We start from the raw sequence: 24745 nt of genomic DNA on the forward strand, positions 1-24745 counted from the left end.
CAAGGGAAAGCATCGAATACTGCGTAACAATCATGGGGAAGGAACTGTGAACGAATGAAAGCTTATACAAATGCTTTGATTAGGCCGGGATGGCTCGTCATGCTCGTCATCATTCTTTTGGCTGCCGCATTTCCGGCAGGACAAGCAGGGGCATCCGCATCCTCTTCGTCGACTATATCGACGGGGAGGGGGCCTCATGCCGTAGCGGTCAATCAAGAGACAAGCCGGGTCTATGTGGCGAATGCGGATGGCGATACGGTAACGGTTCTGCAAGATACGTACGAAGGAGTTCAGGCGGTAGCTGCCGTGCAAACCGGCATGACCCCGTATGCGGTTGCCTTGAATCCTGTGACGAATAAAATTTACGTAGTCAATGCGGACAGCGATAACGTGACCGTGATTGACGGAAGGACGAATGATACGGTAACCGTTCCTGTTGGCGTACAGCCGTTTGCTGTTGCCGTCAATTCCGTGACGAACAAGATTTATGTAGCGAACGTCGGAAGCGGAAATGTAACCGTCATCGATGGAGCCTCGAATCTTACGCAGGCCGTGCCTGCCGGAGAAAGTCCATTCGCGCTGGCGGTAAATGAAGCGACCAATCAAGTGTATGTCGCGAATATCGACAGTGACAGCGTGACCGTCATTGAAGGAACCACGCTTGCGACCGAAACGATACTTGTCGGAGCCGGTCCGAACGCAATCGCGGTCAATCCGAACACGAATCGCGTATACGTGGCCAACTTCTTCGGCGGCAACGTTACGGTGATCGATGGGGAAACGGGACATACGACGGCCGTGCAGGCCGGTACGGCACCTAGTGCGGTCGCAGTAAACAAGGTGACCGATACCATCTACGTTGCGAATGATCGAAGCGGGAACGTGACGATTATTGACGGGACGGACAACAGCACATCGGTTGTCCAGGCAGGAGAAGGTGCTTCGGCGCTTGCGATTTACGAAGACGGCAATAAAATTTATGTCGCGAATTACGATAGTGACAACGTGACGATCATTGACGGAGCGAGTCATGCAACGTCTCTGGTTGCGACCGGTAGAAACCCAATCGCGCTTGCCGTAGACCCGGTCACCGCCCATGTTTATGTGGCGAATTTCAACGGCAATTCGATGACGACTATCGAAGAACTGCGTACGACAGAGATGGATTTAAGCAGCCTGACGGTAAACGACGGGGAGCTCATTCCGGTTTTCGATCCGCTCACAAGCGGGTATGTCGTTCACGTCGGCAATGAGATTGCGGAATTGACGGTTACCGCGACAACCTATCATGAAGCGGCATCAATTGTTGCAGCGGGGCATACATACGGCAACAGCGCTGTCCTTCCGGTTCAACTGCATACAGGAGCCAACGAACTGGCGATTCAGGTTCAAGCGCCGGACGGACAAAAAATCCGGTTGTACAGCCTGACCATTTATCGGGCCGAAGCGGCGGAGATTCCGTTGTCCGCTAACGCCGATCTTCGTCAACTGACGATAAGTGCAGGAGCGCTGCAGCCTGCGTTTGCGGCAGGCACGTATTCGTATTCGGCTGCTGTAAATCATGCGGTCGACAGTCTAAGTATCACTGCTTCTACCTACGCACCGGGCGCGACGATGAAAATAAACGGTGTGACCCAGGCAAGCGGTGTGCCGCTTGCGGTGAACTTGCAAGTAGGTTCTAATACGGTGACCGTTAGTACGACATCCGAGGATGGGACAACGAGCAGGAGCTACAGCGTGCTGATCAATCGGGCTGGCGTCAGCACCGTGCCCGAGACTCCAGCGGGCGGGACGTCGAATACGCCGGCTGCAACGGAGACGGGATCGAATGAAATGACGATCGTTCCCGGCGGGATCAAGCTCGGCCTTGCGGCAGCAACGACAGGCGTCAACACCGATACGGACGGAACAAGCATGTATACTGCTATGCTCCGCGCAGATACGCTGACCAAGGCGTTCGGCAAGCTGCAGGACAACGCGCAAGGGGAACGAACCCTTACTTTTGAAATAGCAGGAACGGAACAGGTGCTGCGAGTGGGAATTCCTGCGAAGGTATTAAGGGATTCGGCACCTGAAGCTGCTGGTTCTGTCATCAAGATTCAAACGGATAATGCGGATTATCAGTTGCCGGTACGTTTACCGTCCCTGCTTTCCTTCCTGCAGCAACTTGGGACAGAACAGACGGACGAGGCGATCGTCTATGTGGCGATGAGGACCATCACAGGCACCGAGGCCAAACAGTTTGTGGATCAGCTTGCAAAGACGGACATCCAGTTGATCGGTGACATCGTCGAATTTACGCTATATGTGGAGACAAGCGGTAAACGTTATGCCATCTCCGATTTTGGCGGTACGTACGTAACGAGAAGTCTTTATGTTGCAGACCCCGTCGATCCGTCCCGGAGTACGGCAGTCGTGATCGATCTGGTGTCCGGTACCGTTTCCTTCGTTCCCTCCGTGTTCAAGACGACTGACGGGATCACGGAAGCGACGATTTATCGAAATGCGAACAGTTTGTACGCGATTGCTCGTTCCGAGAAGACGTTTGCTGACTTGCTCGGGCATTGGTCAAAAGCCGATGTGGATTTGCTGGCGTCCAAACGAATCGTAAAGGGAATGTCGGAAACGGATTTCGCTCCTGAGCATAACGTAACGCGCGCTGAATTTGTCAGCCTTGTCGTGCGGGCGCTGGGACTGGTCGAAGATGCGTCGTATGCAGGGAAGTTCCGCGATATTTCGGCAGAGGATTGGTTTGCCGGCGCAGTTGGCGCTGCATCCAGGGCGTCGATCATCGACGGCTTTGAGGATGGCTCATTCCGGCCGGGAGAAACGATCACGAGAGAGCAAATGGCTGTTATGCTGTCAAATGCATTGACATTTGCCGGTAAAGCGGCGAGCGCTCCAGGTAAGCTCACCTTGTATGCATTCGAGGATCATGCGGATATTCGCTTGTGGGCGGAAGCTGCTATGGCTCATATGATTCAAAGCGGTATTTTCACAGGAGTTACGGATACCCGTCTTGCTCCGCAGGATACGGTGACGCGCGCGCAGGCCGCCGTTTCTATCAAACGGCTTCTGCAGAACGCGAATTTTATCAATTGACGTCCTGTTTTATTAACGAAACCCGCGGGATTCTCGGTTGACGAGTTTCCGCGGGTTTTGTTCCGAAAAAATAGATAGCGTTTTCATATTGAAAGGGAGGGTGTTTGTTAAGGTGAAGACGATCAAAAAGTGAATATTGCCAATCCTGCTTGTCATGAGTATGATGGTGTCGCTATGGGGACAAATGGCCGCTTGTCATGCTTAGCCCAAAATGAACAAACACCGAGTGCAAAACGTTCAATGGAAGGCTGCCATCTTCAGAATGGCGGCCTTTTGGGCGAATTGGCCCTTCTAAAAACCAGGCGCGGGAGTTGAACTTTAGAAGGAGTTTTCCTATAATGGAAGGGAACATATGATCCTATATGGGGTTGGGAGGTAATGAATAAGTCGGATTTCAAAGCGCTTTTAGCCAAATCTTATGACCGGGATGCCAGTAGAAGGGTACTCGTTCCGAATGGAATTATGTATTTGGGCTTATATGGCGGATACGACTCAGAAGGCGTTTGGGAGGAAGACTGGTGTGAGCCGAAGCGCTTTTTTTCATTTTATTCGGATACGTCCATTCAAGAAATCGTAACGTCTTATTTTAAGCTGGAGTCATTTCGTACCATTTCTAAAGGTGAGGGGAACCTGCACTTCCAATCAATCTTGCTAAGAAAAGGTTGATGCCTCCGTTTGGATAAGAAGGACATAGGCGAGGGTGCTTATGTCCTTTTTTGGGAATCCTGTTTTTACCGCCGGCTTCCTTCATTGGCCGACTGCCCTATAGGCAGCATAGTTGAAAAAACACACTTTCTGTTTTTAATATGACATAAGATGTCAATATTTAAGGTCTATAATAGGTAGTAAATTAACGAAAGGAGTAACAAATCATGAAACGAAAAATAATTTTAGATTTAGCAGTTACATTAGATGGATTTATTGAAGGGAAAAATGGAGAGGTTGATTGGTGCGTGATGGACCCTGAGATGGGGTTTATTAATTTCTTAAATCAAATTGATACGATTTTTTATGGAAGAAAAAGCTACGATTTATGGGGGCAATTTACTCCACAACTTGAAGATCCTGAAACCGACAAAGAAATGTGGGCATTAGTTCATAGTAAGGAAAAATATGTGTTTTCCAGAACACATAAAGGGACGGATAGTAAAGCAACATTCATAAACGATAATATTTTTGAAGAAGTAAATAAATTAAAGAATAAGCCCGGTAAAGATATCTGGCTATATGGTGGAGCAAGTCTTATTACAACTTTTATCCATTTAGGGCTTGTTGATGAATTTAGATTATCCGTTCATCCTGTTGTTTTGGGAGAAGGTAAACCGTTGTTTACGGATATTCAACAGAGGTTGAATTTAGAAATGGTTAATACAAGAACCTTCTCCTCCGGCGTTGTGCAACTCATCTATCATTTGAATGGGAAATAATAGTGTACATGCCAATAATAAAAATATCATCACGAAACGGCTTTTGTTTATTTTTTTAGTGAGGGAAACATTCTTTTACTGTTCAAAAAGAGTAGACCCGCTCAAATAAGGTTAGTCCCTGACAAGACTGTTTCTCTAGACCCACACGATATTCATCAAGTATCATGTGATGAGCGAATAATCTTATGGTCAGGGTGAGCGTCGGTATGGAGATCTATAATAATTTACAGCAGGGCGAGAAAGGCGCATGGGTAAGCATCGTCGCTTATATATGCTTATCCGCGATCAAATTAACCATAGGATTTTTATTTTTTTCCGAAGCTCTGCGGGCTGACGGATTTAATAATTTGACGGACATCATTGCATCCATAGCCGTTTTGGTCGGACTTCGAATATCCAGAAAACCGCCGGACCAAAATCATAGGTACGGCCATTTTCGGGCGGAGAACATTGCTACGTTAGTCGCATCGCTGATCATGGCTGCGGTTGGCATCCAGGTATTATGGCAAGCTGTGATGATCTTTTTCGAAAGCTCGATCCGGAAGCCGGATATGATTACGGCATGGATCGCGCTTTTTTGCGGGATCGTTATGCTGGCCGTCTATCGATATAATTTTAAGCTGGCCAAAAGGATAAACAGCAGCGCGGTGATGGCTGCGGCTCAGGATAATCGCTCCGATGCATTTGTAAGCATGGGTGCTTTTGTAGGTATACTTGGCGCACAATTTGGCCTAAACTGGCTTGATCCGCTCGCGGCAACGGCCGTTGGGGTCATTATTTGCAAAACCGCTTTTGATATTTTCCGTGAGGCGACGCATTCCTTGTCCGATGGTTTTCATGAGAACGAATTGAGCCAGTTCAAAAAAACGATCCGAAAGACGCCCGGCGTCCAAGTGTTGAAAGATATTAAAGCAAGATCGCACGGCAATTACATTTTGCTCGACGTCACGATTTTGGTCGATGAAAAAATGAGCGTCGCCGAAAGCCATTCGATTACCGAGGATATCGAACGGCGCATGAAGGAAGCCCACATGGTCGAGCATGTCCACATTCATATCGAACCTGCAAGGTAAACCAAACAACTGGAAGTTCCTCCGCATACAAAAAACCACCTGAATAGGTGTTTTTTTGTATGCATATCGCTAGTAAGTAAAGCGTGGAAGCGGCTTTAAGCCTTTGATATAAGCTACCATCAGTTACGCTGGCAGTCGTATAGCTTTGCCGGGATTACCCGATATAAACGACGGCGCCGTCCCGCTGCAGCGCTTTGGGAAGCTCGGTCTGCAGCAATTCGATCCGGCTCGAAAGCTTTTCCAGCTTATCCTCGTCGATATGGCTGTTTGCCCACTCTTTTAATCGGGCCAGCTCATCCAGCACCGCAGGCAAATCCTCTTTCATAACATCGACCCCGGTAGAGAAGAGCGGGACCCACTGCAAGCCTAATGCTTCTGAAGCAGGCTCCCAGCATTCCGCGAAGAAAGCCTCCGCAGCAACAGGTACTTGAAATTGACGTTCGAAGCCGTCGACTGGATCTGGTATAAATGCGATTATCGACATTACGGTTTCCCTCCAAAAGTAACGTTAAAGGTGTAATCCGGAAACTCTTTTCTTAACTGATTCAAGCTATTCTCGACAGCGGTTCGAAGCTCCGGGCTGTCGCCGTCCAGTCGGAAAACGAAATCGCGTATGGACTTGATTTCTTCCAGCTTGGGCACGTCGGGGGACCCGTTGACCGTCGCCCGGGTAGAAGCGGCATCGTTCATCAAATTATTGATTCGCGTCCTTGTCTTTCCGAGTATTTGCTTGTCGGCAAATTGCTGCGGCGTCTGCGTGGGCTGTCCCGTTCGCGGATTAAGGCGATCCAAGCCTTTCGCTGTTTTATCCTCATAAAAAATACGATTTTCCAAATCGATTTCATCGAACTCGCCAAGCGGTTTACCGCGATGATCGACGATTTCGACTTCGTTATATGTTTTGCCGGGCATTGCCGTTCCATCGTCTTGATCTTCATCGATTTTATCCTTTTTCGGCTTTTCCTCATCCGCCTTTTTTGGCTCGCCCCGATCTTCCGGGTGTTTCCCGGGACCGTTGCCGTCGGGCTTTGGCGGCTTCTTCGGAACATCGATATCCGGCTTCCGGGATCTCAGCTTGCCGTAGAGCTTTCGTACATAGCCTAGACCTTTCTTGCCGAGCCAGCCAAGCGCTTTGCCGAAAGGAATCCGGCTTAGGATGATGCCTGTCGCGACGGCTAACGCGTTTTGGGGTGACAGAAGCTTTTTGGGATCGCGGATATAGCCTGCAATTTCATGCCCGCTGCCGGCAACTCCCCAAACGGTCATCGCGATGCCGAGGGCCGGCCAAAAGCCGACGAACAAAAGGGAAAGCGCAAGGGCGCCCAGTATGATCGCCGCCTGGGTTTGCCAGGACAGCCCATCCCACCAATTCTGCAGCGAATCGAACATGCAGGAGAAGCAAGCCGTTCCGCCGTCATCCGGTAAAATCGCCATGCCTGCGAACAAACCGGCCGCAAGCAGGATCACGGCTAGACCTGTCAATACGCGGAATAGTAACTTCATTCGTTCCCGAACTTGCTCCTGTCTGCCGGCGGCTTCCGCATTGCCGAACAGCAGCGTAAATCCGAGCTCCCGCCGCTCCCGGTAAAACCCGAGCCAATAAACGAATTTCCCCCTGTCCGCACATAAGGAGGATATGATGTTCCACAGCTCGGTAAACGGATTGAGAAACGGTTCGTTCGGCAGCTTCGGCAGACGGCTGCGGACCCGGTTAAGGGACCAGTAATCGGCGAACAGTGCTCCTGCCAGCATCATAAGAAACACCGGCCGGGTCGTATAACCTTTACCGGTCCAATCGTGCAAGTCGAACAGCCAATCAGGCAGCTTGTTCTGACCGTTATAGGCCGCATGATTCAAGATAGCCCAGCATAAGAGCAGCGCCGGAAATAAGAAAACCGAAACGGTCAACCTTTTCTTCAGCCGGAAGGCGATTCCGACGCCCAGCGCGATCATCGCGGTATGTACGGGATGACTGACGGTCATCAGCGAAGGCAGAATACTTTCTTCAAAACGACCGGGAAACAGCGAAAAGAAGTCCCAGTGGATCGTTTCGCCGCCCAACATCGTGTAGCTGTACCCGTATTTATCGGCAATAGCGCCGGAATTCAACCATCGGCGGGTGAGCTCTTCCATAAGCTGAAAGCCGACGCCGGACGATGCGCCAATAAGCGTGTAATCGCTCAAGCTTAATGCGGAAGCGCGACGCGAGAAGAACAAATAAATGCCAAGCGGAAGGAGCTTCCATATTTCTTCAAAAATAGGCGTGATGACGGCTACGGACCAGGTGTCTGACGTTTTGCCGCCGAATAGGGCATGGAAAGCGGAGAGCGTAATCGACGTGAGCGGCACGACCAGGAAAACGCCGGCCAGTACGAAGATCGCGATCGATTTCCACGACAGCGTTTTGCTCCGGCACAGAAACCAAAATTGCAGGATGACATAAAACGACCATAAATATTGTACCATCATCGTGCGCGCTTCTTTAACGTAAAACAAACTTGCGGCAAATGCGATCAGCGAAAGCCACGAAACAATCCCATAAACGACACGGATAAACGGATATTTATCGATCCATCCTTTGACAATTCGATAGAGCGCCTCAAGCAGGTCGCGGAATTGGGTGCGAAAGTGCCATATCGTATTCATTTCGTTCGCCTCCGTTAGTAGTTTGAAGCGTTCCGCTCCGTATGCGATGCAGGCATACCCCAAATAATAACATGTATTCCCATAAGCGGCATAAGTTGCTGGTAGCATTTTCTGATAGATTGCTCCTCCTAATATTCGGGAACACCACTCTAATAGTCCTCAGCAGGCTTGGTCTCGAAATAAGTAAAAAGTCATGCAAAAGCCGCACCGAAATACGGGAAAGCGGGATCCGGTTATCGTCGATTGAGTGTTTTCTCGGCGAGCAGCGGTTGATCCTACTAGGATGGCGAACGATGATCCTGGATATGGTATAATGACGAGCAGAGCATATAAGGATGGGGGGAAACGAAGATGAAATCGCTGGTGCTAGCGGAAAAACCGAGCGTCGCCAAAGAAATTGCACGCGTGCTCGGCTGTTCCAATAAACAGAAGTCCTACATGGAAGGTTCGAAATATATCGTCACATGGGCGCTTGGTCATCTGGTCGAGCTCTCGGAGCCGGAGGATTACGACCCGAAATACAAGTCCTGGAACCTGGAAGACCTGCCAATTTTGCCGGCCAAAATGAACATAAAGCCGATCCGCGAAACGTCGCATCAATTTCGGGCGGTAGCGGATTTGTGCAAGCGCGGCGATGTAAGCGAGCTAATCATTGCTACGGACGCCGGGCGGGAGGGCGAGCTGGTCGCGCGCTGGATCATGGAGCTTGTAAAATGGCGCAAACCTTTCAAACGGCTGTGGATTTCGTCGCAGACGGACAAGGCGATCGCGGAAGGCTTCGCCAAGCTGCGGCCGGGTACCGAATATAACAATCTTTACGCGTCGGCGGTTTGCCGAGCGGAGGCGGATTGGCTGATCGGTCTTAATGTGACTCGTGCGCTGACGAGCAAGCATAACGCTCAGCTCGCGGCAGGGCGGGTACAAACACCGACGCTCGCGATGATGATGGGGCGGGAGCGCGATATTCGGCGTTTCGAGCCTGTACCGTATTGGACGGTGACGGCCGAGCTTGCCGCCGGATTTACGGCGATGTGGCGCAGCGGGGAGGCGCTAGACGGGCGCCTGTTCGACAAAGCGAAGGCGGATGCAATTATCGCCAAAGCCGGTAAAGGCGGCGCGGTGGTGTCTGCGTTGAAGACGACGGAGAAGACGGAGCCGCAGCCGCTAGCCTACGACTTGACGGAGCTGCAGCGCGACGCGAACAAAAGGCTCGGCTTCTCGGCCAAGCAAACGTCGTCGGTGCTTCAGCGGCTGTACGAACAGCACAAGCTGGTGACCTATCCGCGTACGGATTCCCGCTATCTGTCTTCGGACATGGTTCCGACGCTCAAGGGACGCCTCGAAAGCATCGCGGTAGGGCCGTACGCGCCGCTTGCCAAGCCGCTGCTGCGCAAGACGCTTCCGGTATCGAAACGGATCGTCGACGACAGCAAGGTGACCGATCACCATGCGATCATTCCGACCGAGCAGTGGCTGAACTTGTCTGCTCTCAGCAATGAGGAGCGGAAGCTGTACGATCTGATCGTCAGGAGGTTTATCTCGCTATTCTACGCGCCGTACCGGTACGACGAAACAAGCTTGACGCTGACGTTAAACGGAGAGTCGTTCCATGCCAAGGGCCGCGTACAGAAAGACGCCGGCTGGAAAGAGGTGTACGGAACCGATTTGAGCGCAGTGGACGACGATGAAGAAGGCGAAGAAGCGGAACGGCGGCGCGAGGAGAAATCGTCGCAGACGCTGCCGCCGCTTCAGCAAGGGCAATCGCTGCAGGTCAAGCGCTTCCGCCTAGGCGAGCATAAGACGAAGCCGCCAGGGCGCTATACGGAAGCGACGCTGCTGACGCAAATGGAAAAGCACGGACTGGGCACTCCTGCAACTCGGGCCGATATTATCGAGAAGCTGCTGTCCAGCGATACGATCGAGCGGCAGCAAAACCTGCTCGTGCCGACCGGCAAAGGTCAACAGCTTATCGAGCTTGCACCGGAGGAGCTGCGTGCGCCGGAGCTGACGGCCAAGTGGGAGCTCGAGTTGGAGAGGATTTCGCGCGGCAATGGCGATCCGAAGGCGTTCATCGCCGGTATACGCGAGCAGACGGCCAAGCTTGTAGGAGGCGTGAAAACGAGCGGGGCGGTTTACAAGCCGCACAACATGACGACATCGAAATGCCCGGAGTGCGGCAAGCCGATGCTCGAGACGAAGGGCAAGCGCGGCAAAATGCTCGTTTGCTCCGACCGCGAATGCGGCCACCGCAAGCCGCTTGAAGCGGCGCTTTCGAACAAGCGCTGCCCGCAGTGCCGCAAGCGGATGGAAATCCATACGGGCAAAGCGGGTAAATATGCACAGTGCCGCCCGTGTAACCTCGTCGAGATGCTGGACGACAAAGCGAGCGGGAAGGCGAATCGCAAAGCGCAGCAGCAGCTTGTTCAGCAATATTCGGGCAAAGAATCGCTCGGCTCGAGCCTTGGCGACGCCTTACTAGCGGCTATGCAGAAGAAGGACGAGTAGTTTAGGCTTGAAGTGCAGCCGCTGCGAGCTATTTACAAAAAGAAGGGCAGCAAACCTTAGATCAAACACGGTCAACCTACTAGTGAGGTAAACCTTATTGTTCATGAGGTTGTCCTCACTATTTCACAGGTAAAATGCTCCAACTCGCCCTTTAATGAGGCTAACGCAACTATTCATTTCGTTTTCCTCACTAATAGTTGCGTTAGCCTCATTATCTCGCCTGAACACGGGGTTTTGGTTGAAAATAGTGAGTTTTGCCTAACGAATAGTAACCTTCGCCTCACTATGCCTCCAGAACATGGGTTATGGATTGGAGAATGAAAATCTTATCCGATGCCATCGCACATGGCTGGGATCCAAGAAGTAAGGGAAGTCCGCTTAATTTCTCACTATACGGGAACATACTTGTTGAAACGGAAAAGCCAAACCGCCATGAGATCAACTCATAGCGGTTTTGTAATTAAATGATTAACTACATACTCGGCGTCCTTTCCGACCCCGCCGATCAGCGCGGAGGCTCGATTATGCTGCCAGGGCATACCTACGAAATATAACCCCGCCACCGGACTTTTCCCCCTTTGGTGCAGGGGTTTTCCTTTTGCGTCAAACGCTTCGGGAATATCGATCCACCCGTAGTCCTGTGTAAACCCCGTGGCCCAGATGATATTGCTTGCGCGAATCGACGTTCGGTCGGCAAAAGAAACGGTGTCTCCAAGTATGGCCTCCGCGCGGGGCTTCAATTGGATGCCGCCTTTATGTAGTAGAGCTTTCAGCTCATGCCCGAAAATCGGATCGGGTTGTTTGCGCAGCCGTTTTCCCAGAAACGAATGGACGCTCGCTTCATAGATCCCCAGTTTACCAAACCACCAAAAGATGCTTTTTCCCATAAGCTGAACGGGCATGAACTTGATCTTATGTCCGACGGATAACGTCACATCATGCTGTTGTGCAAGCTCAACGGCGATCTGCGCTCCCGAATTTCCTGCACCGACGACTAAAACCGGGCCTTCTTGCAGCTGTGAGGCGTTTCGGTAATTCGCCGTATGGATTTGAAAGACGTCGTTTGAAAGGGATAGGGCCATTTGGGGAATCAACGGTTTTTGAAAAGGGCCGGTAGCTACAATGACGGCTGCAGCCGATAATTCCCCCCAATTCGTTTGTATCAGAAAGCCGTTATCCGCTTTGGTCAACTTGCTCACATGCGTCTGAAAGAGGATAGGCAGGTCTAAATGCTTTGCATAAGACTCGAAGTAGCCGGCAAATTCATCTTTCGTTGCGTATCCGTCCCGTTTTCCTTCCAAAGGCAGTCCCGGTAAAGCACTGTAGAAACGAGGCGTGAATAACACCAAGCTGTCGTACCGTTCCCGCCAAATGTCACCCGCTTTGTTTCTTTGATCAAGCAGAACGAAGGATGCTCCTTTTTGCTTCAAAAAGTAACCGGCAGCCAATCCCGCTTGGCCTGCGCCGATCACAACAACGTCATATGCGTTCATATAACCTCTCCCGCTATCCTGATAAAATTCAATGCAGACATGGTTTTTTAACGTTAATATATGATCAATCATTCATATATTATAGTTTATCATATATTGGTGTGGGAAGCTTCTTTTGGCCGTATTTAAGCTATGAGCGAAAAAAGTTTTGACACTTCAACCAAGCGGGCTTTAAAATGAAAACTATTCAATAAAACAATTGAATAGTTGAGGTGCTGATTTCATGAATATAGATCGCAAATGGAAAGATCAGTTGTATCAGGAATTCGCCCGCATCGGTAAATGCTTGTCGAGCCCGAAGCGTTTGGAGCTTATCGATTTGCTTGCGCAAGGTCCAAAGTCGGTAGATCAGCTGGCTAAAAATACCGCGATGAGCGTGGCGAACGTTTCGCAGCATTTGCAGACGCTTCATGAGGCGAGGCTGGTCCGATTCATCAAAAAAGGCAACTTCGTCGTTTACGAGCTTGCGGATATGTCCGTTGCCAACTTTATGGTTTCACTGCATCGTCTAAGCGAAAACCGATTGATTGAGATTCAGAGCCTGAAGACCGAACTACTGCGGGATTATGAAAGTATGGAGCCGATTGCTATGGAAGAGCTTATGGAGCGGCTGGAAAAAGACGAGGTTTTCCTGCTGGACGTCAGGCCAAAAGAAGAATACGAAAGGGGGCATATTCCGGGCGCCGTTTCGATTCCGATCGAAGAGCTTGAGAAGCATTTATCGGCTTTGCCGGCCAATAAAGAAATTGTGGCCTACTGCCGAGGACCTTATTGCCTCATGTCCGCTCAAGCGGTTGAAATCATGATAAGAAGAGGGTTAAAAGCTTCCCGTTTAGAAGAAGGCGTTCACGAATGGCATCATTATTTCGAGTATTCCAAAAGCCCCTTACAAACGGCAAACAAGCAACACAGCATGTAAACAAATAGAATGGTGGTGGCGGCTTATGTCGCATGAATCCCAAGTCATACAAAAAAATCTTTATAAGAAATACGCAGACTCACCGGACAAACAGAAACAGTTGTATAAAAGAACGCTGCTAATCGTCGTTATTTCCCAAATATTCGGCGGCGCCGGTCTTGCCGCAGGCGTTACCGTCGGGGCGCTTCTTGCACAGGATATGCTGGGAACGGAAAGCTTGGCAGGTATTCCTTCCGCATTGTTAACGCTTGGATCGGCTTTGTCGGCACTGCTCGTCGGACGTCTGTCGCAGCGCTTCGGCCGTCGACCGGGTCTTGCCGCCGGCTTTTTGACAGGCGGAATAGGTGCGATAGGAGTCATTTTAGCGGCGGTGGCCGACAATGTTGTTCTTCTATTCGCTTCTTTGTTCATATATGGCGCAGGTACGGCAACAAATCTGCAAGCGCGTTATGCCGGCACGGATTTGGCAAAACCCACGCAGCGGGCGACGGCAGTCAGTATTGCCATGGTTTCGACGACCTTCGGAGCCGTAGCGGGTCCAAATCTGGTCGATGTCATGGGGCGGTTCGCTGATTCCGTCGGCGTACCGGCGCTTGCAGGACCTTTCATTTTGGGAGCTGCGGCATTTATTTTGGCAGGCTTGGTATTTTTGATTTTCCTCCGCCCCGACCCGTTCGTTATCGCGAAAGCGATCGCCGAAGAGCAGAGCATAAAAAACGGCGGCGTTTCAGATCTAACGAACATCGATCAGACAAAAGGCAATCGGGGAATCATTGTCGGGGCTACCGTCATGATATTAACGCAAATCGTTATGGTAGCCATCATGACGATGACGCCCGTACACATGAAGCACCACGGACATGGTTTGAGCGACGTAGGGCTAGTTATTGGCATTCACATTGGTGCGATGTATTTACCGTCGCTTGTGACGGGCATGCTAGTCGATAAGCTCGGCCGTACGGTCATGTCGATCGCTGCAGGCGGCATTTTGCTTGCTGCCAGCATTGTCGCTGCAGCGGCGCCTGCCGATTCCATGACGGTGCTTATCATCGCACTCGCCTTGCTGGGACTTGGATGGAATTTCGGCTTGATCAGCGGTACGGCAATCATCGTCGATGCGACCCATCCTTCAACCCGCGCTAAAACGCAAGGGAAAATCGATGTTTTGATCGCATTGGCAGGGGCATCAGGAGGAGGGCTTTCCGGTATGGTTGTAGCGCATTCCAGTTACGCAGCATTATCAATCGCCGGAGGAATCGTCTCGCTATTGCTTATACCTGTAATCATATGGTCCCGCGGCAGTTCGAAAGCGGCGTTAACGGAAAGCAAACCGGGTAATCGTGCTGTATAATAGTTGTAAGATCCCGGATAAAAGACAGGAGAATGGTTGACACCGTATTTTAAGATATAATGGAGGTTTCGTATGAATAACATGAAATTACTCGATATCGAGTTTGAACATAACGGACAAAAACAGGTCATCACCCCGGTTTTGATTCAAGATGAACAGGAGACGATACTCGTCGATTGCGGATATCCGAATTTTGTACCGCTTCTTGAAGAAGCGGCCGTTCGGAGCGGCGCCGCTTTACATTCGATTACGAAATTAATCGTTACGCATCACGATATGGATCATATCGGATCGCTCGCAGCATTGAAACGGTTGTTCCCGAGCCTCGAGATCATCGCGTATGAACTGGAAAAGCCCTATATCGAAGGTACCCAAAAGTCGCTGCGGCTCGAACAGGCGGAATCGTCGTTCGATGTTTTACCGGACGAAGCAAAGCCTTTTGCCCAACAATTTATGAGCTTCTTGAAATCCATCGAACCGGCTGCCGTCGATCGTACGGTAACGGGCGGGGAAAGGCTTACTTGGTGCGGCGGCATTGAAATCGTGCACACGCCAGGCCATATGCCCGGCCATATCTCTTTGTATTTGCCTTCATCCAAAACGTTGATTGCGGCAGACGCCGTCGTTATTGAGAAAGGCAAGCTCGCAATCGCCAATCCCCAATATACGCTTAACTTGGATGAGGCTGTCCGCTCCGTCCAGCGATTGCTCGATTACGACATCGAGCAAATCGTTTGTTATCATGGAGGATTATTTCAAGGCGATGTGAAGCAAGCGCTGCGGCAGCTTGTTGATGAATATGAGCGCTAGAGCATCGACAATACAATGCTTCCGAGTAAAATATCGACAGATTAGCTGTATTTAAGCTCAGCTAGGGGATTGAATCATAAACGTTCGTGCTTTAAGGGTGAAATGGCATGAAACTGATCAACAGCAAAACCGACCTTCGCAAACAAGCTCAAATTAAACTCGCAACAGCGCTTGACTTAGCCAAACAAGATTTGTCAGGGTATAGATAGGCTTATCTGACTTAAGGAAATATCCTATTATCCAAACCTTTTTTGGAGGGATCCCATGTTATCTTTTATCAGTGAGCTGCCTTCGGATGTTAAGATTAGCGGAGTACACTGTGTTCCTGTCCTAGAGAACGGAGATTTGGTGTTGGCTTGGGATAGAGAAGATCAGGTATTAACGACGATCGGAGGACGTCTGGAAAATAACGAGTCCTTACAAGATGGCTTAAATCGGGAAGCGATGGAAGAAGCGGGAATTGAGCTTGAGGAGGAAAGAATTCCTTTCGCAAGCTGGTACTGGAAGGAGTTTGACGCGTACAGAATATTTTTTTTGGCGAAGGTCAAACGTTTTGTAAAGATGCCGAAGGGTTATGAAACATCGGGTTATGTCATCACGAACTTTGAAACCGCGCTGTCGATGATTCGCAAAATCGAAGGCCGTGAAGAGCGGCTCGCCGTAATAAAAAGAGCGGGAATATTGTCCGGCTGGCTCGATGGGGGACCTACAGAATAGAGTGAGACCGGTAGACGACAGGCCGTTCGCAGTCGGGTATCGGAACTAAATGCTAAGGACCGGAAAGTTAAAATGGTTTACAATTTTTATGTAATGTTATACAGTTATTAGGTACTGACTGATAGTGAAAAGAGGTTTTGACCGTTTATGATGAAATTCATTAATCGCTAATAAAATTCCAACGAATTTTATATTGCAAAAGGTTTAATTAAGGAAAACCCCTTAGTTTATTTTTTAATGCCTTTTTGCAAACAGCGATTAAGAAGACATCGTATCCGATCAAAACAAATTTCCTGTTATGTCATGTTATCTTTCCTTAGGGATAGGTATGTTCAACAACGACAGAAATTTGACCATGAGAAGAGACATCTTCTTGTGGTCTTTTTTGTTTTTTTGAAGGAGGTGTGTGCCAAAAAATAGATTCCGGTTGCTGCGGTCCCATAAAAAAGAGTGGAGGAACTACGATGAGCGATTATCAATTCATTAGCGATTACAGGCATATCGAGAAATATAGGGAGAGCTTTAATGAGCTCGCAAAGCAAATATTCAATCTGGATTTTAAGGAATGGTACGGCAGAGGCTTCTGGGACGACAGCTACGTTTGTTATTCCTATTTGGACGGGGAGCGGGTCATTGCGAATGCTTCCATCACCAAAATGGTTTTGACAAGTAACGGGAAGGACTACAAGGCGATTCAAGTCGGAACGGTGATGACGCATCCGGATTATCGGAATCAAGGGTTGTCAGCCAAGCTGATGGACCATATTCTTGATCAGTACGAGAAGGAGTATGATTTCATCTTTTTGTTCGCCAACGATACGGTGCTGGAGTTTTATCCGAGGTTCGGGTTCGAGAAGGTCCGGGAAAGCAGCTTTAGCCTGAAGACTTCCGATTTGAAAAAGCAATCCGCTCAACCATCCGCTCTACGCAAGCTGGATGTCGACAATGAGGCTGATTTCATGCTTATGAAGCAGTTTGCAGCCGAAAGAATACCCGTATCGTCAAAGCTTGGGGTGAAGGGGAACGAGCATCTGCTGATGTTCTACTTTATTCTGGTGTTTCGCGATGCCGCCTACTATTACGAAGCAGCGGATGCGATCGTACTGTTTGAGCGGGAGGAAAGCGAGCTGCATGTCTTTGACATCGTCAGCAAAAAATCGATCGATTTGGAGGAGGTAATCAATCGATTGATCTCCGATGAGACGGCAAACGTTCGGTTTTACTTTATGCCCGATAGCGGTACTTTGAATATCGAGTCGGCGTTTATAACGGAAACGAATGATACGTTATTTGTTCGTCCGTCAATAAATGTCGGAACGGAGCATTTTACATTTCCTCTAACAGCCCATACATGATCGTTCAAGTCAAATTCCATTTGAATAATGGGAATCCCTTATCCCGAGCTTTTCAAACAATGCCACAGCATAATCCGCTGCAGGACCGTCCGGCTTTTTTTATTGGGCGGTTTTCTTCGTTCTTAAGGAAGCAAGGATGACGGTTTATTGGCAATAACGGCAAACGAAACGCAACAAAAGCCTGTATGATGCAGCCTGCCGCGTCTTTATAATGAAGCAAAAGCAACCATTACTAGGAAAGCTCAGGTGATCATGTTGGGAATTTTTCGAATCGGTATCGCAGGGATCGGCATTATGGGAACCTTCCATGCGGATGCAATAACTTCGGGAGCGATACAAGGCGCTAAGCTTGCCGCAATCTGCGATTCCAGCGCCGAGCTGCTTGGCAAAAGCCGGTCGCGTTATGGCGAGCAGGTCGCTTATTACGGCTCGGCCGAGGAAATGATGACGTCAGGTGAAATTGACGGAATTCTGGTCGCTACGCCGCACTACGATCATCCGCAGCTGGCCATTCAAGCATTTGCGCATGGGCTGCATGTGCTTATCGAGAAGCCTGCCGGCGTGTATACGAAAAATGTCAGAGAAATGAACGAAGCCGCAAAAGCATCGGGCAAAGTGTTCGCCATCATGTACAACCAGCGTTTGAACCCGATGTACCAGAAGCTTAGAGAGCTTATCGAGAGCGGAGAGCTGGGCGAAATACGCCGCACGAACTGGATCGTAACGAACTGGTACCGCACGCAAAGTTATTACAATATGGGCAGCTGGCGAGCTACCTGGAAAGGGGAAGGCGGAGGCGTGCTGATCAATCAATGCCCGCATCAGCTCGATTTGTGGCATTGGACAACGCTGCTTACGCCGAAACGCATTCGCGCCCATTGCCAGTTCGGCAAACATCGCAGCATCGAGGTTGAAAACGAAGTGACGGCCTATGTGGAATATGAAAACGGGGCTTCCGGCGTATTCGTAACGTCGACGGCGGAGTCTCCAGGCACGAACCGTTTCGAGGTGGCCGGTTCGCGCGGGAAAATCGTCATCGAGAACGGAAAAATGTCCTTTTCGCAGCTCCGCCAATCCGAATCGGAATTTAATGCCGCATGTACCAATCCGTTCGGTTCGCCTGAATGCTGGAATATTGACATTCCTGTTCCGCCGGGGGATGGACCGCAGCATAAAGGCATTTTGCAAAACTGGACGAATGCGGTATTGAATGGAGAACCGCTGATCGCGCCGGGACAAGAAGGGATACACGGGCTGATGCTGTCCAATGCGATGCTGCTGTCGACATGGACGGACCAGTGGGTCGATTTCCCGATCGATGAAGAACGGTTTTACAACGAGCTCCAGCAAAGGATCCGAATGTCGGAATCCAGGCAGGAGGCAGTCAGATGAAAGTAAACCAGATTGCCGTACAGCTGTTTACCGTGCGCGATTTTACCCAAACGGCGGAGGACCTGGATACGACATTCGGCAAGATCGCAGAGATCGGATACAAAGCTGTTCAGATTTCATGCATCGGACCGATAAAAGCGGAGGTTGTCAAAGAGCTGGCCGATAAGCACGGCTTGGCAATATGTGCTACCCATAACAGCTACGACCGTTTTGTAAATGATTTGGATGCGGTCATATCGGAGCATTTGCTTTGGAACTGCCGTTACGCGGGCGTCGGGATTATGCCGCCTGCATTCCGCGAGCGCGGAAAAGACGGCTATATAGCCTTTGCGGAAGCATTTAACCGGATCGGGAGCCGGCTTCGCGAGTTTGGCATTCAGTTCGTTTATCACAATCACCGATTCGAGTATGAACGGTTTGCCGGACAAACAGGTATGGATTGGATGCTTCAATATGGAGAGCCGGAAGCTTTCCAATTCGAGCTGGATACTTATTGGGCACAGGCCGGCGGCGCAGATCCGGCTGCTTGGATCCATAAGCTTGACGGAAGAATGAAGGTCATCCATCTCAAGGATATGGAGATTGTCGATAATGAGCCGTGTTATGCGGAAGTCGGAAGCGGCAATATGAACTGGCCTGCCATATTCGAAGCTTGCCGGGAAACCGGGATGGAATGGTATGTGGTTGAACAGGATACTTGCCGCGGAAACCCGTTCGAGAGTATTGCGACAAGCTACGAATATTTGTTGAAGCATGCCGATCCGAGTGACTGCTAGTAAAGCGAAGTACCTTGCGGCAGACAGACGAGCTGGGGAGAAGCAACGAATGACTGACTAACAGAGGAAGTACCGCCCAAAAATCTGATGAACAGGAGAGGAGTACCGTGCAAATGGAGGACAGGGGCTGTTTGTCCAAGCATGGGCCGATTTCGTTCTGGTTTCTTAACCACGATCTGGAAGACGATGAGCTCATATGGCAAATGGACCAGATGAAGGACAAAGGGTTTCGCGGAGTCATGATTCATCCGAGAGACGGCCTGCTCGTTCCGTATTTATCGGAGCTTTGGTTCGATAAGGTGAAGCTGATTATCGACCACTGCCGGTCCATCGGCTTGCAAACGTGGCTATATGATGAAGATCCTTTTCCCAGCGGCGATGCAGGCGGAAAAATTGCGATGGAGCATCCGGAGCTAAGACCGCGCGTGCTGGATATGTACCGTTCGGATACGTCAGGCGGACGTATCCGGTTCGACTTTGGCGCGGGTAAGCTGCTGAAGGTGCAAGCTTACGCTCGTGACGCAACCGGCCGGTTGCATGGAGTCCCGCTCGACCTGACTGCGCATGCAGGGACGATTCGCATGGACTGGGAGCCCGTTTCCGAACGGTTCGCGACGTATTATTTGCCTTACGAGGACTACGGAAGCAAGCACTGGCGCACAAGGACGGATAAGCCAAGCTTTCGGGTAGATGCGGTTTTGCCTGAGGGAGAGTGGACGATCGCTGCTTTTGTTGTGCGTACGCTGGATTTTTATGTCGATTTGCTCAATCCGTCGACAACCGAAACGTTTATCCGGCTGACGCATGATCAATATGCAAGCAGGTTTGGCAGCCATTTCGGCCAAAGCATTCCCGGTATGTTTACGGACGAACCGCAGTTGATGGGACATCATCCATGGACGGACAAATTCCCGGAATTCTTCGAATTTCAATATGGTTATGACATTTTAAACGATCTTCTTCATTTGTTTACTACGGTCGATAACCGTACGCCGCAAATCCGTCATGATTATCGTTTTGCGCTGAGCCGGCTTTTTCAGCATGCTTACATCGAGCCCATTGCGAAATGGTGTGCGGAGCACGGTCTCGCAAGCTCCGGCCACATTAGTCCGGAAGAGGATCCGGTCGGCCAAACCTACAAAGCGCCGTATTTGCTTTCCCAGCTGAAAAAGCTCGATATTCCCGGTACGGATCTGATTACCGATTTGACGGGCAGCCGTCAGTTTCCGCTTCTTCACTTGGGACCCAAAATGGCAAGCTCGGCCGCTCATTTGCAGAGCGGTACGTTGGCTTCAGCCGAAGCGTACGGAGCGAACAGTTGGTCGCTAAGCTTAGCCGATATGAAGCGCAAGGCGGATTGGCTGTTCGTCCTCGGCATTAACGAGCTGATTACGCACGGGCAATATTATTCGATCGACGGCAGACGAAAGCAGGAAGCGCCTCCTTCCTTGTTTTATCAATCGGGATTATGGGACTTTTATGAAACGTGGTCGCGTTATATCGCCGATCGGACGGGGAAATTGAAGGAAGGGACGCATCGCTGCCCTATTCTCCTTTACTACCCGCAGCCAAGCTTCGACGCTTTGCTGCCCGACCGGTTCAAGGAAGCGGATCAGCTGCGCGATAGCTTTGGCAAGCTCGTTCATTTGCTCCTCTCGAACCAATGGGATTTCGATTTGGTCGACAAGGAATCGCTGCTTGAAATGACGATCGATCAAGGAAAATGGAAAGGCAAGACGGAGCGGTACGACTTGCTGATCATGCCTTTCACGTATTTGATGGAGCAAGATTTGCTCGATTTATGCAGCATGGCGCAACAAGCCGGAGCTTTGGTTTGGGATGCGGGGGAGCATGCCGTCTACGGGTCAGCGGTTTCATTAGACGAACTGGTGCCTCGATTAAATACATCCATACAGCGAAGTTACCGGTTATATGGAGAACAAGGTCAGGATATGGATGAAGTATATGTGCTGGAACGCAAGCTGGAAGGAAAAATACGGCTGTTTCTAGTAAATGCACTGGACGTTTGGCGGACAGGAACCGTGGCATTCACGGATTGCGAATGCATGGAACGTTTTCTTTTGCCGCCTTCCGGCTCACTAATGCTGGATTTTGATCTTGCTTCGTCTACAATCGAATGGCATCACGAAAGAGATTCCGCTCATGTCGAGCTGGCTTATCTGATGGAGCAGCGGAAGCCGTTTGCTGATAAACAGGTAATCGCCGACAATTGGACGGTAACGGCTTGTGCGGATAATGTATATGTTTGCTCCGATTTTTTTCCATGGCGCACGCATTCGACGGAAACGATAACGGGAATCACGAATCATGCTCCCTTCAATGTGATGAAGAATGCCGGAGAGTTTCATGGACCGGCAAGGTTGTTTTCCCGTTTTTTCACATCGGGTTCGAGCAGCCGCATCATGCTCGTTTATGAGCAGTCGGCATGGGAAGGTATGGCTGAAATTTATGTAAACGGGAGTCTGGTGGATGAATTCAAGCGCTGCCGCAGGTTCGACACGAATAATTACGAAGCCGATGTGACACCATTCCTGACTAGTATGGAGCCTGGGAGAAGTTCGCTTAACTGGCTAGAAGTCCGCTTCCCGCAAGGAGGTATTCTGAGAGAGCCGCTGCGCTTGTATGGGGATTTCACGGTTACAGATGCCGAAGCCGGGAACCTGTTGTTCGATCCGGTCATTAAACCGGTGTCATACGGCAAAGGCTTTCGGGAGCTTGGTTATCCTCACTATTCCGGCCAGTTGTCGTATCGGAGACATGTCGAGGTGCCCGCGCATTGGTTCGGACATGAGTCGGAACAGCCCAAAGCGCCGATTTATTTACACGCGGAACGTATACGGGACGCTGCCGTCGTATTCATAAACGGTGCGGAGCTGCCCAAAATCGTTATGGAACCGTTCCTTTGGGAAGTTACGGACTATGTGAAGCCAAACGATAACAAGTTTGAAATTCGTGTCGGCAATCATCCCGGCGCTCTGCTTGAAGGGGCGGAGAATGATGCGGGGATATTCGGCGAAATCAGTCTGATCTTAGATAACGAAGTTCGTTTGCCGCCGGTTTTGAATAGAAAGTGAAAACGATAAACGTGAGGAGTTGCTGCGATGTATAAAGTCGGTTGGTGTGCCGAAATACAAGGCGTACATGCCGTTAAAGAGAACGGCTACGATTTTATCGAATGCGCTTTGGTCAGCTTATGTCTTGAGGATGCCGAAGCGTACCGGAAAGTAATGCCGGACTATCGGAACAGCGCTTTGCCGCTCTGGGCGTTTAACGGCTTTTTTCCCGGCGATCTCAAGGTCGTAGGGGAAGCGATAGAGAAAGCCCGAATACGGAACTATGTCGCTCGCGCCGCCGAAGCGCTGCATACGGTCGGGGCGAAAATTGCCGTTCTCGGCAGCGGAGGAGCAAGGCGCATCCCCGAGGGCTGGGAATACGCGCGGGCGGAGGAGCAGTTTCTTGAGCTGCTGCAGCTTATCTCGGCTCATTTTAAGGGAACGGGCGTCACATTGGCAATCGAACCGTTGAATAAGCGGGAATGCAATTTTATCAATCGCGTTTCGGAAGGGGTTAAGCTTGCAGCGCTTGTCAATCAGCCTGAAATCCGCGTGCTTGCAGATTTCTATCATATGCAGGAAGAAGGAGAAACGGTGGATGCGATCATGGAGCATAAAGCATGGCTGGCCCATATCCATCTTGCCGATACCGGTAGAAAGTCCCCGGGAACAGGCATTTATCCTTATGCGGCTTTGGCGGAGCAATTGAAAAACAGCGGCTATGAAGGCATGCTGTCCGTCGAGTGCTTGAGCAGCGATCCGACTGTCGAGCTTCCGCAAAGCCGAAGCTACATCGAAACGGTGTTCAACGATAAACTTGCGGAAAAATAGACAATATCGGCTAACGAAACGCAATAAAAGCCTGTTTTTTAGCGATTGCGGCGTTTTTATAATGAAGCATAGAGGCCCATTACACTTTTATATGGCAATTTTGGGGGGGTATCCTTTGATCGACATTGCGGTTATCGGTTACGGATTCAGGGGCAAAGTGCTCAGCGACATCATGTTGAAATTGAATGATAAGGTTCGAATTTCGGCGATTGCCGATCCCCGCAGGCGGGAGATTGCGGAACAGTTGGGAGAACGCGCTGCCGGCATTCGTTTTTACGATACGGAAGACGAGCTTTTGGCGCAGGAGAAGCCGGACGGCATCATCATCGGCACCCGCTGCTCCTCCCACACCTCCATTGCGCTCAAGGTACTGGCCAGAAAAATTCCTTGCATTTTGGAAAAGCCGGTTTCAACGACGCTGCCTGACTTATTGGCGTTAAAGGAAGCTTACGAGTCGAGCGGTACGGTGGTAGCGGTTCCGTTCGCCTTGCGCTTGAACCCGCTTGGCCTCGCCGCCAAGGAAATTGCCGATTCCGGCAAGCTCGGAACGATCGAACACGTGCAGGCTGTCAACAACGTCCATTACGGCTCCGTTTATTTTCAGAACTGGTATCGGGACGAACGGGAGACGGGCGGCATGTTCCTGCAGAAGGCGACGCATGATTTTGATCTCATACAATATATATTGAATCTTAAGCCGACCTGGGTCAGCGCAATGAAATCCAAGCAAATTTTCAAGGGCGACAAGCCTGCGGGCTTAATCTGTGAACGCTGCGACGAACAGCTGACTTGTCCTGAAAGCGCTGTTTTGCACAAGCAAAAAGGGGAGCCCGTCCACGGAAATCAATGCTGCTTTGCGGTAGATACCGGCAATGAGGATTCCGGCAGCGCGCTCATCGAATATGAGAACGGGATGCATGCCAGCTATTCGCATAATTTTTTTGCCAGAAATCATGCAGCAACGAGGAAATTTCGCTTTTTGGGCTATAAAGGAACGATGGAATTCGATTATCATACGAATAGGCTCCAAGTTTTTATGCATCACTCCAAACGCGTCGAGACATACGAAATTCCTTACGGAAACGATACGCATGGCGGCGGCGACATTGCCGTTTGCCAAAGCTTGCTCGATACGATTTCGAAAGGGCTGCCGGCCCGTACGCGTATGGAAGACGCTTTACTTAGCGCTTTGCTTTGCATAAAAGCGAGACAAGCGGCTGAAACGCGAGTATACGAGCAAGTAGCTTGGCCGAGTTGATTTTCTTATAAAGGAG

18 protein-coding genes are annotated in these 24745 nt (G+C 50.2%); 15 read left to right on the plus strand and 3 right to left on the minus strand.

Annotated features, from left to right (window positions below):
• The first annotated feature begins 54 nt into the window (after positions 1–54).
• From DQG23_RS02445 to DQG23_RS02460, 4 genes are all read left to right on the plus strand, one after another.
• Positions 55–3102: an S-layer homology domain-containing protein gene (locus DQG23_RS02445; protein ID WP_113029186.1), complete on the plus strand. Its 3048-nt coding sequence runs from the start codon at positions 55–57 to the stop codon at positions 3100–3102.
• A gap of 378 nt (positions 3103–3480) precedes the next feature.
• Complete coding sequence (locus tag DQG23_RS42520) at positions 3481–3768, plus strand: hypothetical protein (protein ID WP_192894538.1); 288 nt, start codon at positions 3481–3483, stop codon at positions 3766–3768.
• Positions 3769–3974: 206 nt separating this feature from the next.
• Positions 3975–4529 (plus strand): dihydrofolate reductase family protein, encoded by a 555-nt coding sequence (locus DQG23_RS02455; protein ID WP_113029187.1) that lies wholly within the window; start codon positions 3975–3977, stop codon positions 4527–4529.
• A gap of 206 nt (positions 4530–4735) precedes the next feature.
• Positions 4736–5602 (plus strand): cation diffusion facilitator family transporter, encoded by an 867-nt coding sequence (locus tag DQG23_RS02460; RefSeq protein ID WP_113029188.1) that lies wholly within the window; start codon positions 4736–4738, stop codon positions 5600–5602.
• A 154-nt stretch (positions 5603–5756) separates the two neighbouring features.
• Here the strand turns inward: DQG23_RS02460 and DQG23_RS02465 are convergent, their stop codons facing one another.
• Both DQG23_RS02465 and DQG23_RS02470 read right to left on the minus strand, forming a co-directional pair.
• Positions 5757–6086 (minus strand): hypothetical protein, encoded by a 330-nt coding sequence (locus DQG23_RS02465; protein ID WP_113029189.1) that lies wholly within the window; start codon positions 6084–6086, stop codon positions 5757–5759.
• The gene (locus tag DQG23_RS02470) at positions 6086–8248 is read right to left on the minus strand and encodes a PrsW family intramembrane metalloprotease (protein WP_113029190.1); all 2163 of its coding nucleotides are present in this window, start codon (positions 8246–8248) and stop codon (positions 6086–6088) included. The genes DQG23_RS02465 and DQG23_RS02470 overlap by 1 nt, the downstream gene beginning before the upstream one ends.
• Before the next feature lie 351 nt (positions 8249–8599).
• On the opposite strand from DQG23_RS02470, the gene DQG23_RS02475 reads away from it, so the two are divergent.
• Complete coding sequence (locus DQG23_RS02475; RefSeq protein WP_113029191.1) at positions 8600–10753, plus strand: DNA topoisomerase III; 2154 nt, start codon at positions 8600–8602, stop codon at positions 10751–10753.
• A 443-nt stretch (positions 10754–11196) separates the two neighbouring features.
• Here the strand turns inward: DQG23_RS02475 and DQG23_RS02480 are convergent, their stop codons facing one another.
• The gene (locus tag DQG23_RS02480) at positions 11197–12246 is read right to left on the minus strand and encodes a flavin-containing monooxygenase (RefSeq protein ID WP_113029192.1); all 1050 of its coding nucleotides are present in this window, start codon (positions 12244–12246) and stop codon (positions 11197–11199) included.
• 223 nt (positions 12247–12469) lie between these two features.
• On the opposite strand from DQG23_RS02480, the gene DQG23_RS02485 reads away from it, so the two are divergent.
• From DQG23_RS02485 to DQG23_RS02530, 10 genes are all read left to right on the plus strand, one after another.
• Positions 12470–13165, plus strand: a complete 696-nt coding sequence (locus DQG23_RS02485; RefSeq protein WP_113029193.1) for an ArsR/SmtB family transcription factor — start codon at positions 12470–12472, stop codon at positions 13163–13165.
• Between the two features lie 25 nt (positions 13166–13190).
• Positions 13191–14516 (plus strand): MFS transporter, encoded by a 1326-nt coding sequence (locus DQG23_RS02490; protein ID WP_113029194.1) that lies wholly within the window; start codon positions 13191–13193, stop codon positions 14514–14516.
• Between the two features lie 72 nt (positions 14517–14588).
• A complete protein-coding gene (locus DQG23_RS02495) occupies positions 14589–15326 on the plus strand; it encodes an MBL fold metallo-hydrolase (protein ID WP_113029195.1) in 738 nt (245 codons plus the stop codon).
• Between the two features lie 264 nt (positions 15327–15590).
• A complete protein-coding gene (locus DQG23_RS02500; RefSeq protein WP_113029196.1) occupies positions 15591–16043 on the plus strand; it encodes an NUDIX domain-containing protein in 453 nt (150 codons plus the stop codon).
• A gap of 464 nt (positions 16044–16507) precedes the next feature.
• Positions 16508–17398 (plus strand): GNAT family N-acetyltransferase, encoded by an 891-nt coding sequence (locus DQG23_RS02505; protein ID WP_113029197.1) that lies wholly within the window; start codon positions 16508–16510, stop codon positions 17396–17398.
• Between the two features lie 252 nt (positions 17399–17650).
• Positions 17651–18790: a Gfo/Idh/MocA family protein gene (locus DQG23_RS02510; protein WP_420330192.1), complete on the plus strand. Its 1140-nt coding sequence runs from the start codon at positions 17651–17653 to the stop codon at positions 18788–18790.
• Positions 18787–19566, plus strand: a complete 780-nt coding sequence (locus DQG23_RS02515; protein WP_113029198.1) for a sugar phosphate isomerase/epimerase family protein — start codon at positions 18787–18789, stop codon at positions 19564–19566. Before DQG23_RS02510 ends, DQG23_RS02515 begins: the two co-directional genes overlap by 4 nt.
• Positions 19567–19679: 113 nt before the next feature.
• Positions 19680–22661, plus strand: coding sequence for a glycosyl hydrolase (locus DQG23_RS02520; RefSeq protein ID WP_113029199.1), 2982 nt, complete (start codon positions 19680–19682; stop codon positions 22659–22661).
• Between the two features lie 27 nt (positions 22662–22688).
• Positions 22689–23471: a sugar phosphate isomerase/epimerase family protein gene (locus DQG23_RS02525; protein WP_113029200.1), complete on the plus strand. Its 783-nt coding sequence runs from the start codon at positions 22689–22691 to the stop codon at positions 23469–23471.
• Positions 23472–23586: 115 nt separating this feature from the next.
• Positions 23587–24729 carry a Gfo/Idh/MocA family protein gene (locus DQG23_RS02530; protein ID WP_238177715.1) on the plus strand — a complete coding sequence of 381 codons (1143 nt, stop codon included), beginning with the start codon at positions 23587–23589 and terminating at the stop codon, positions 24727–24729.
• Positions 24730–24745: the final 16 nt, after the last annotated feature.

This window comes from Paenibacillus contaminans (assembly GCF_003285015.1).
In the GTDB taxonomy this organism is placed as follows: domain Bacteria; phylum Bacillota; class Bacilli; order Paenibacillales; family NBRC-103111; genus Paenibacillus_V; species Paenibacillus_V contaminans.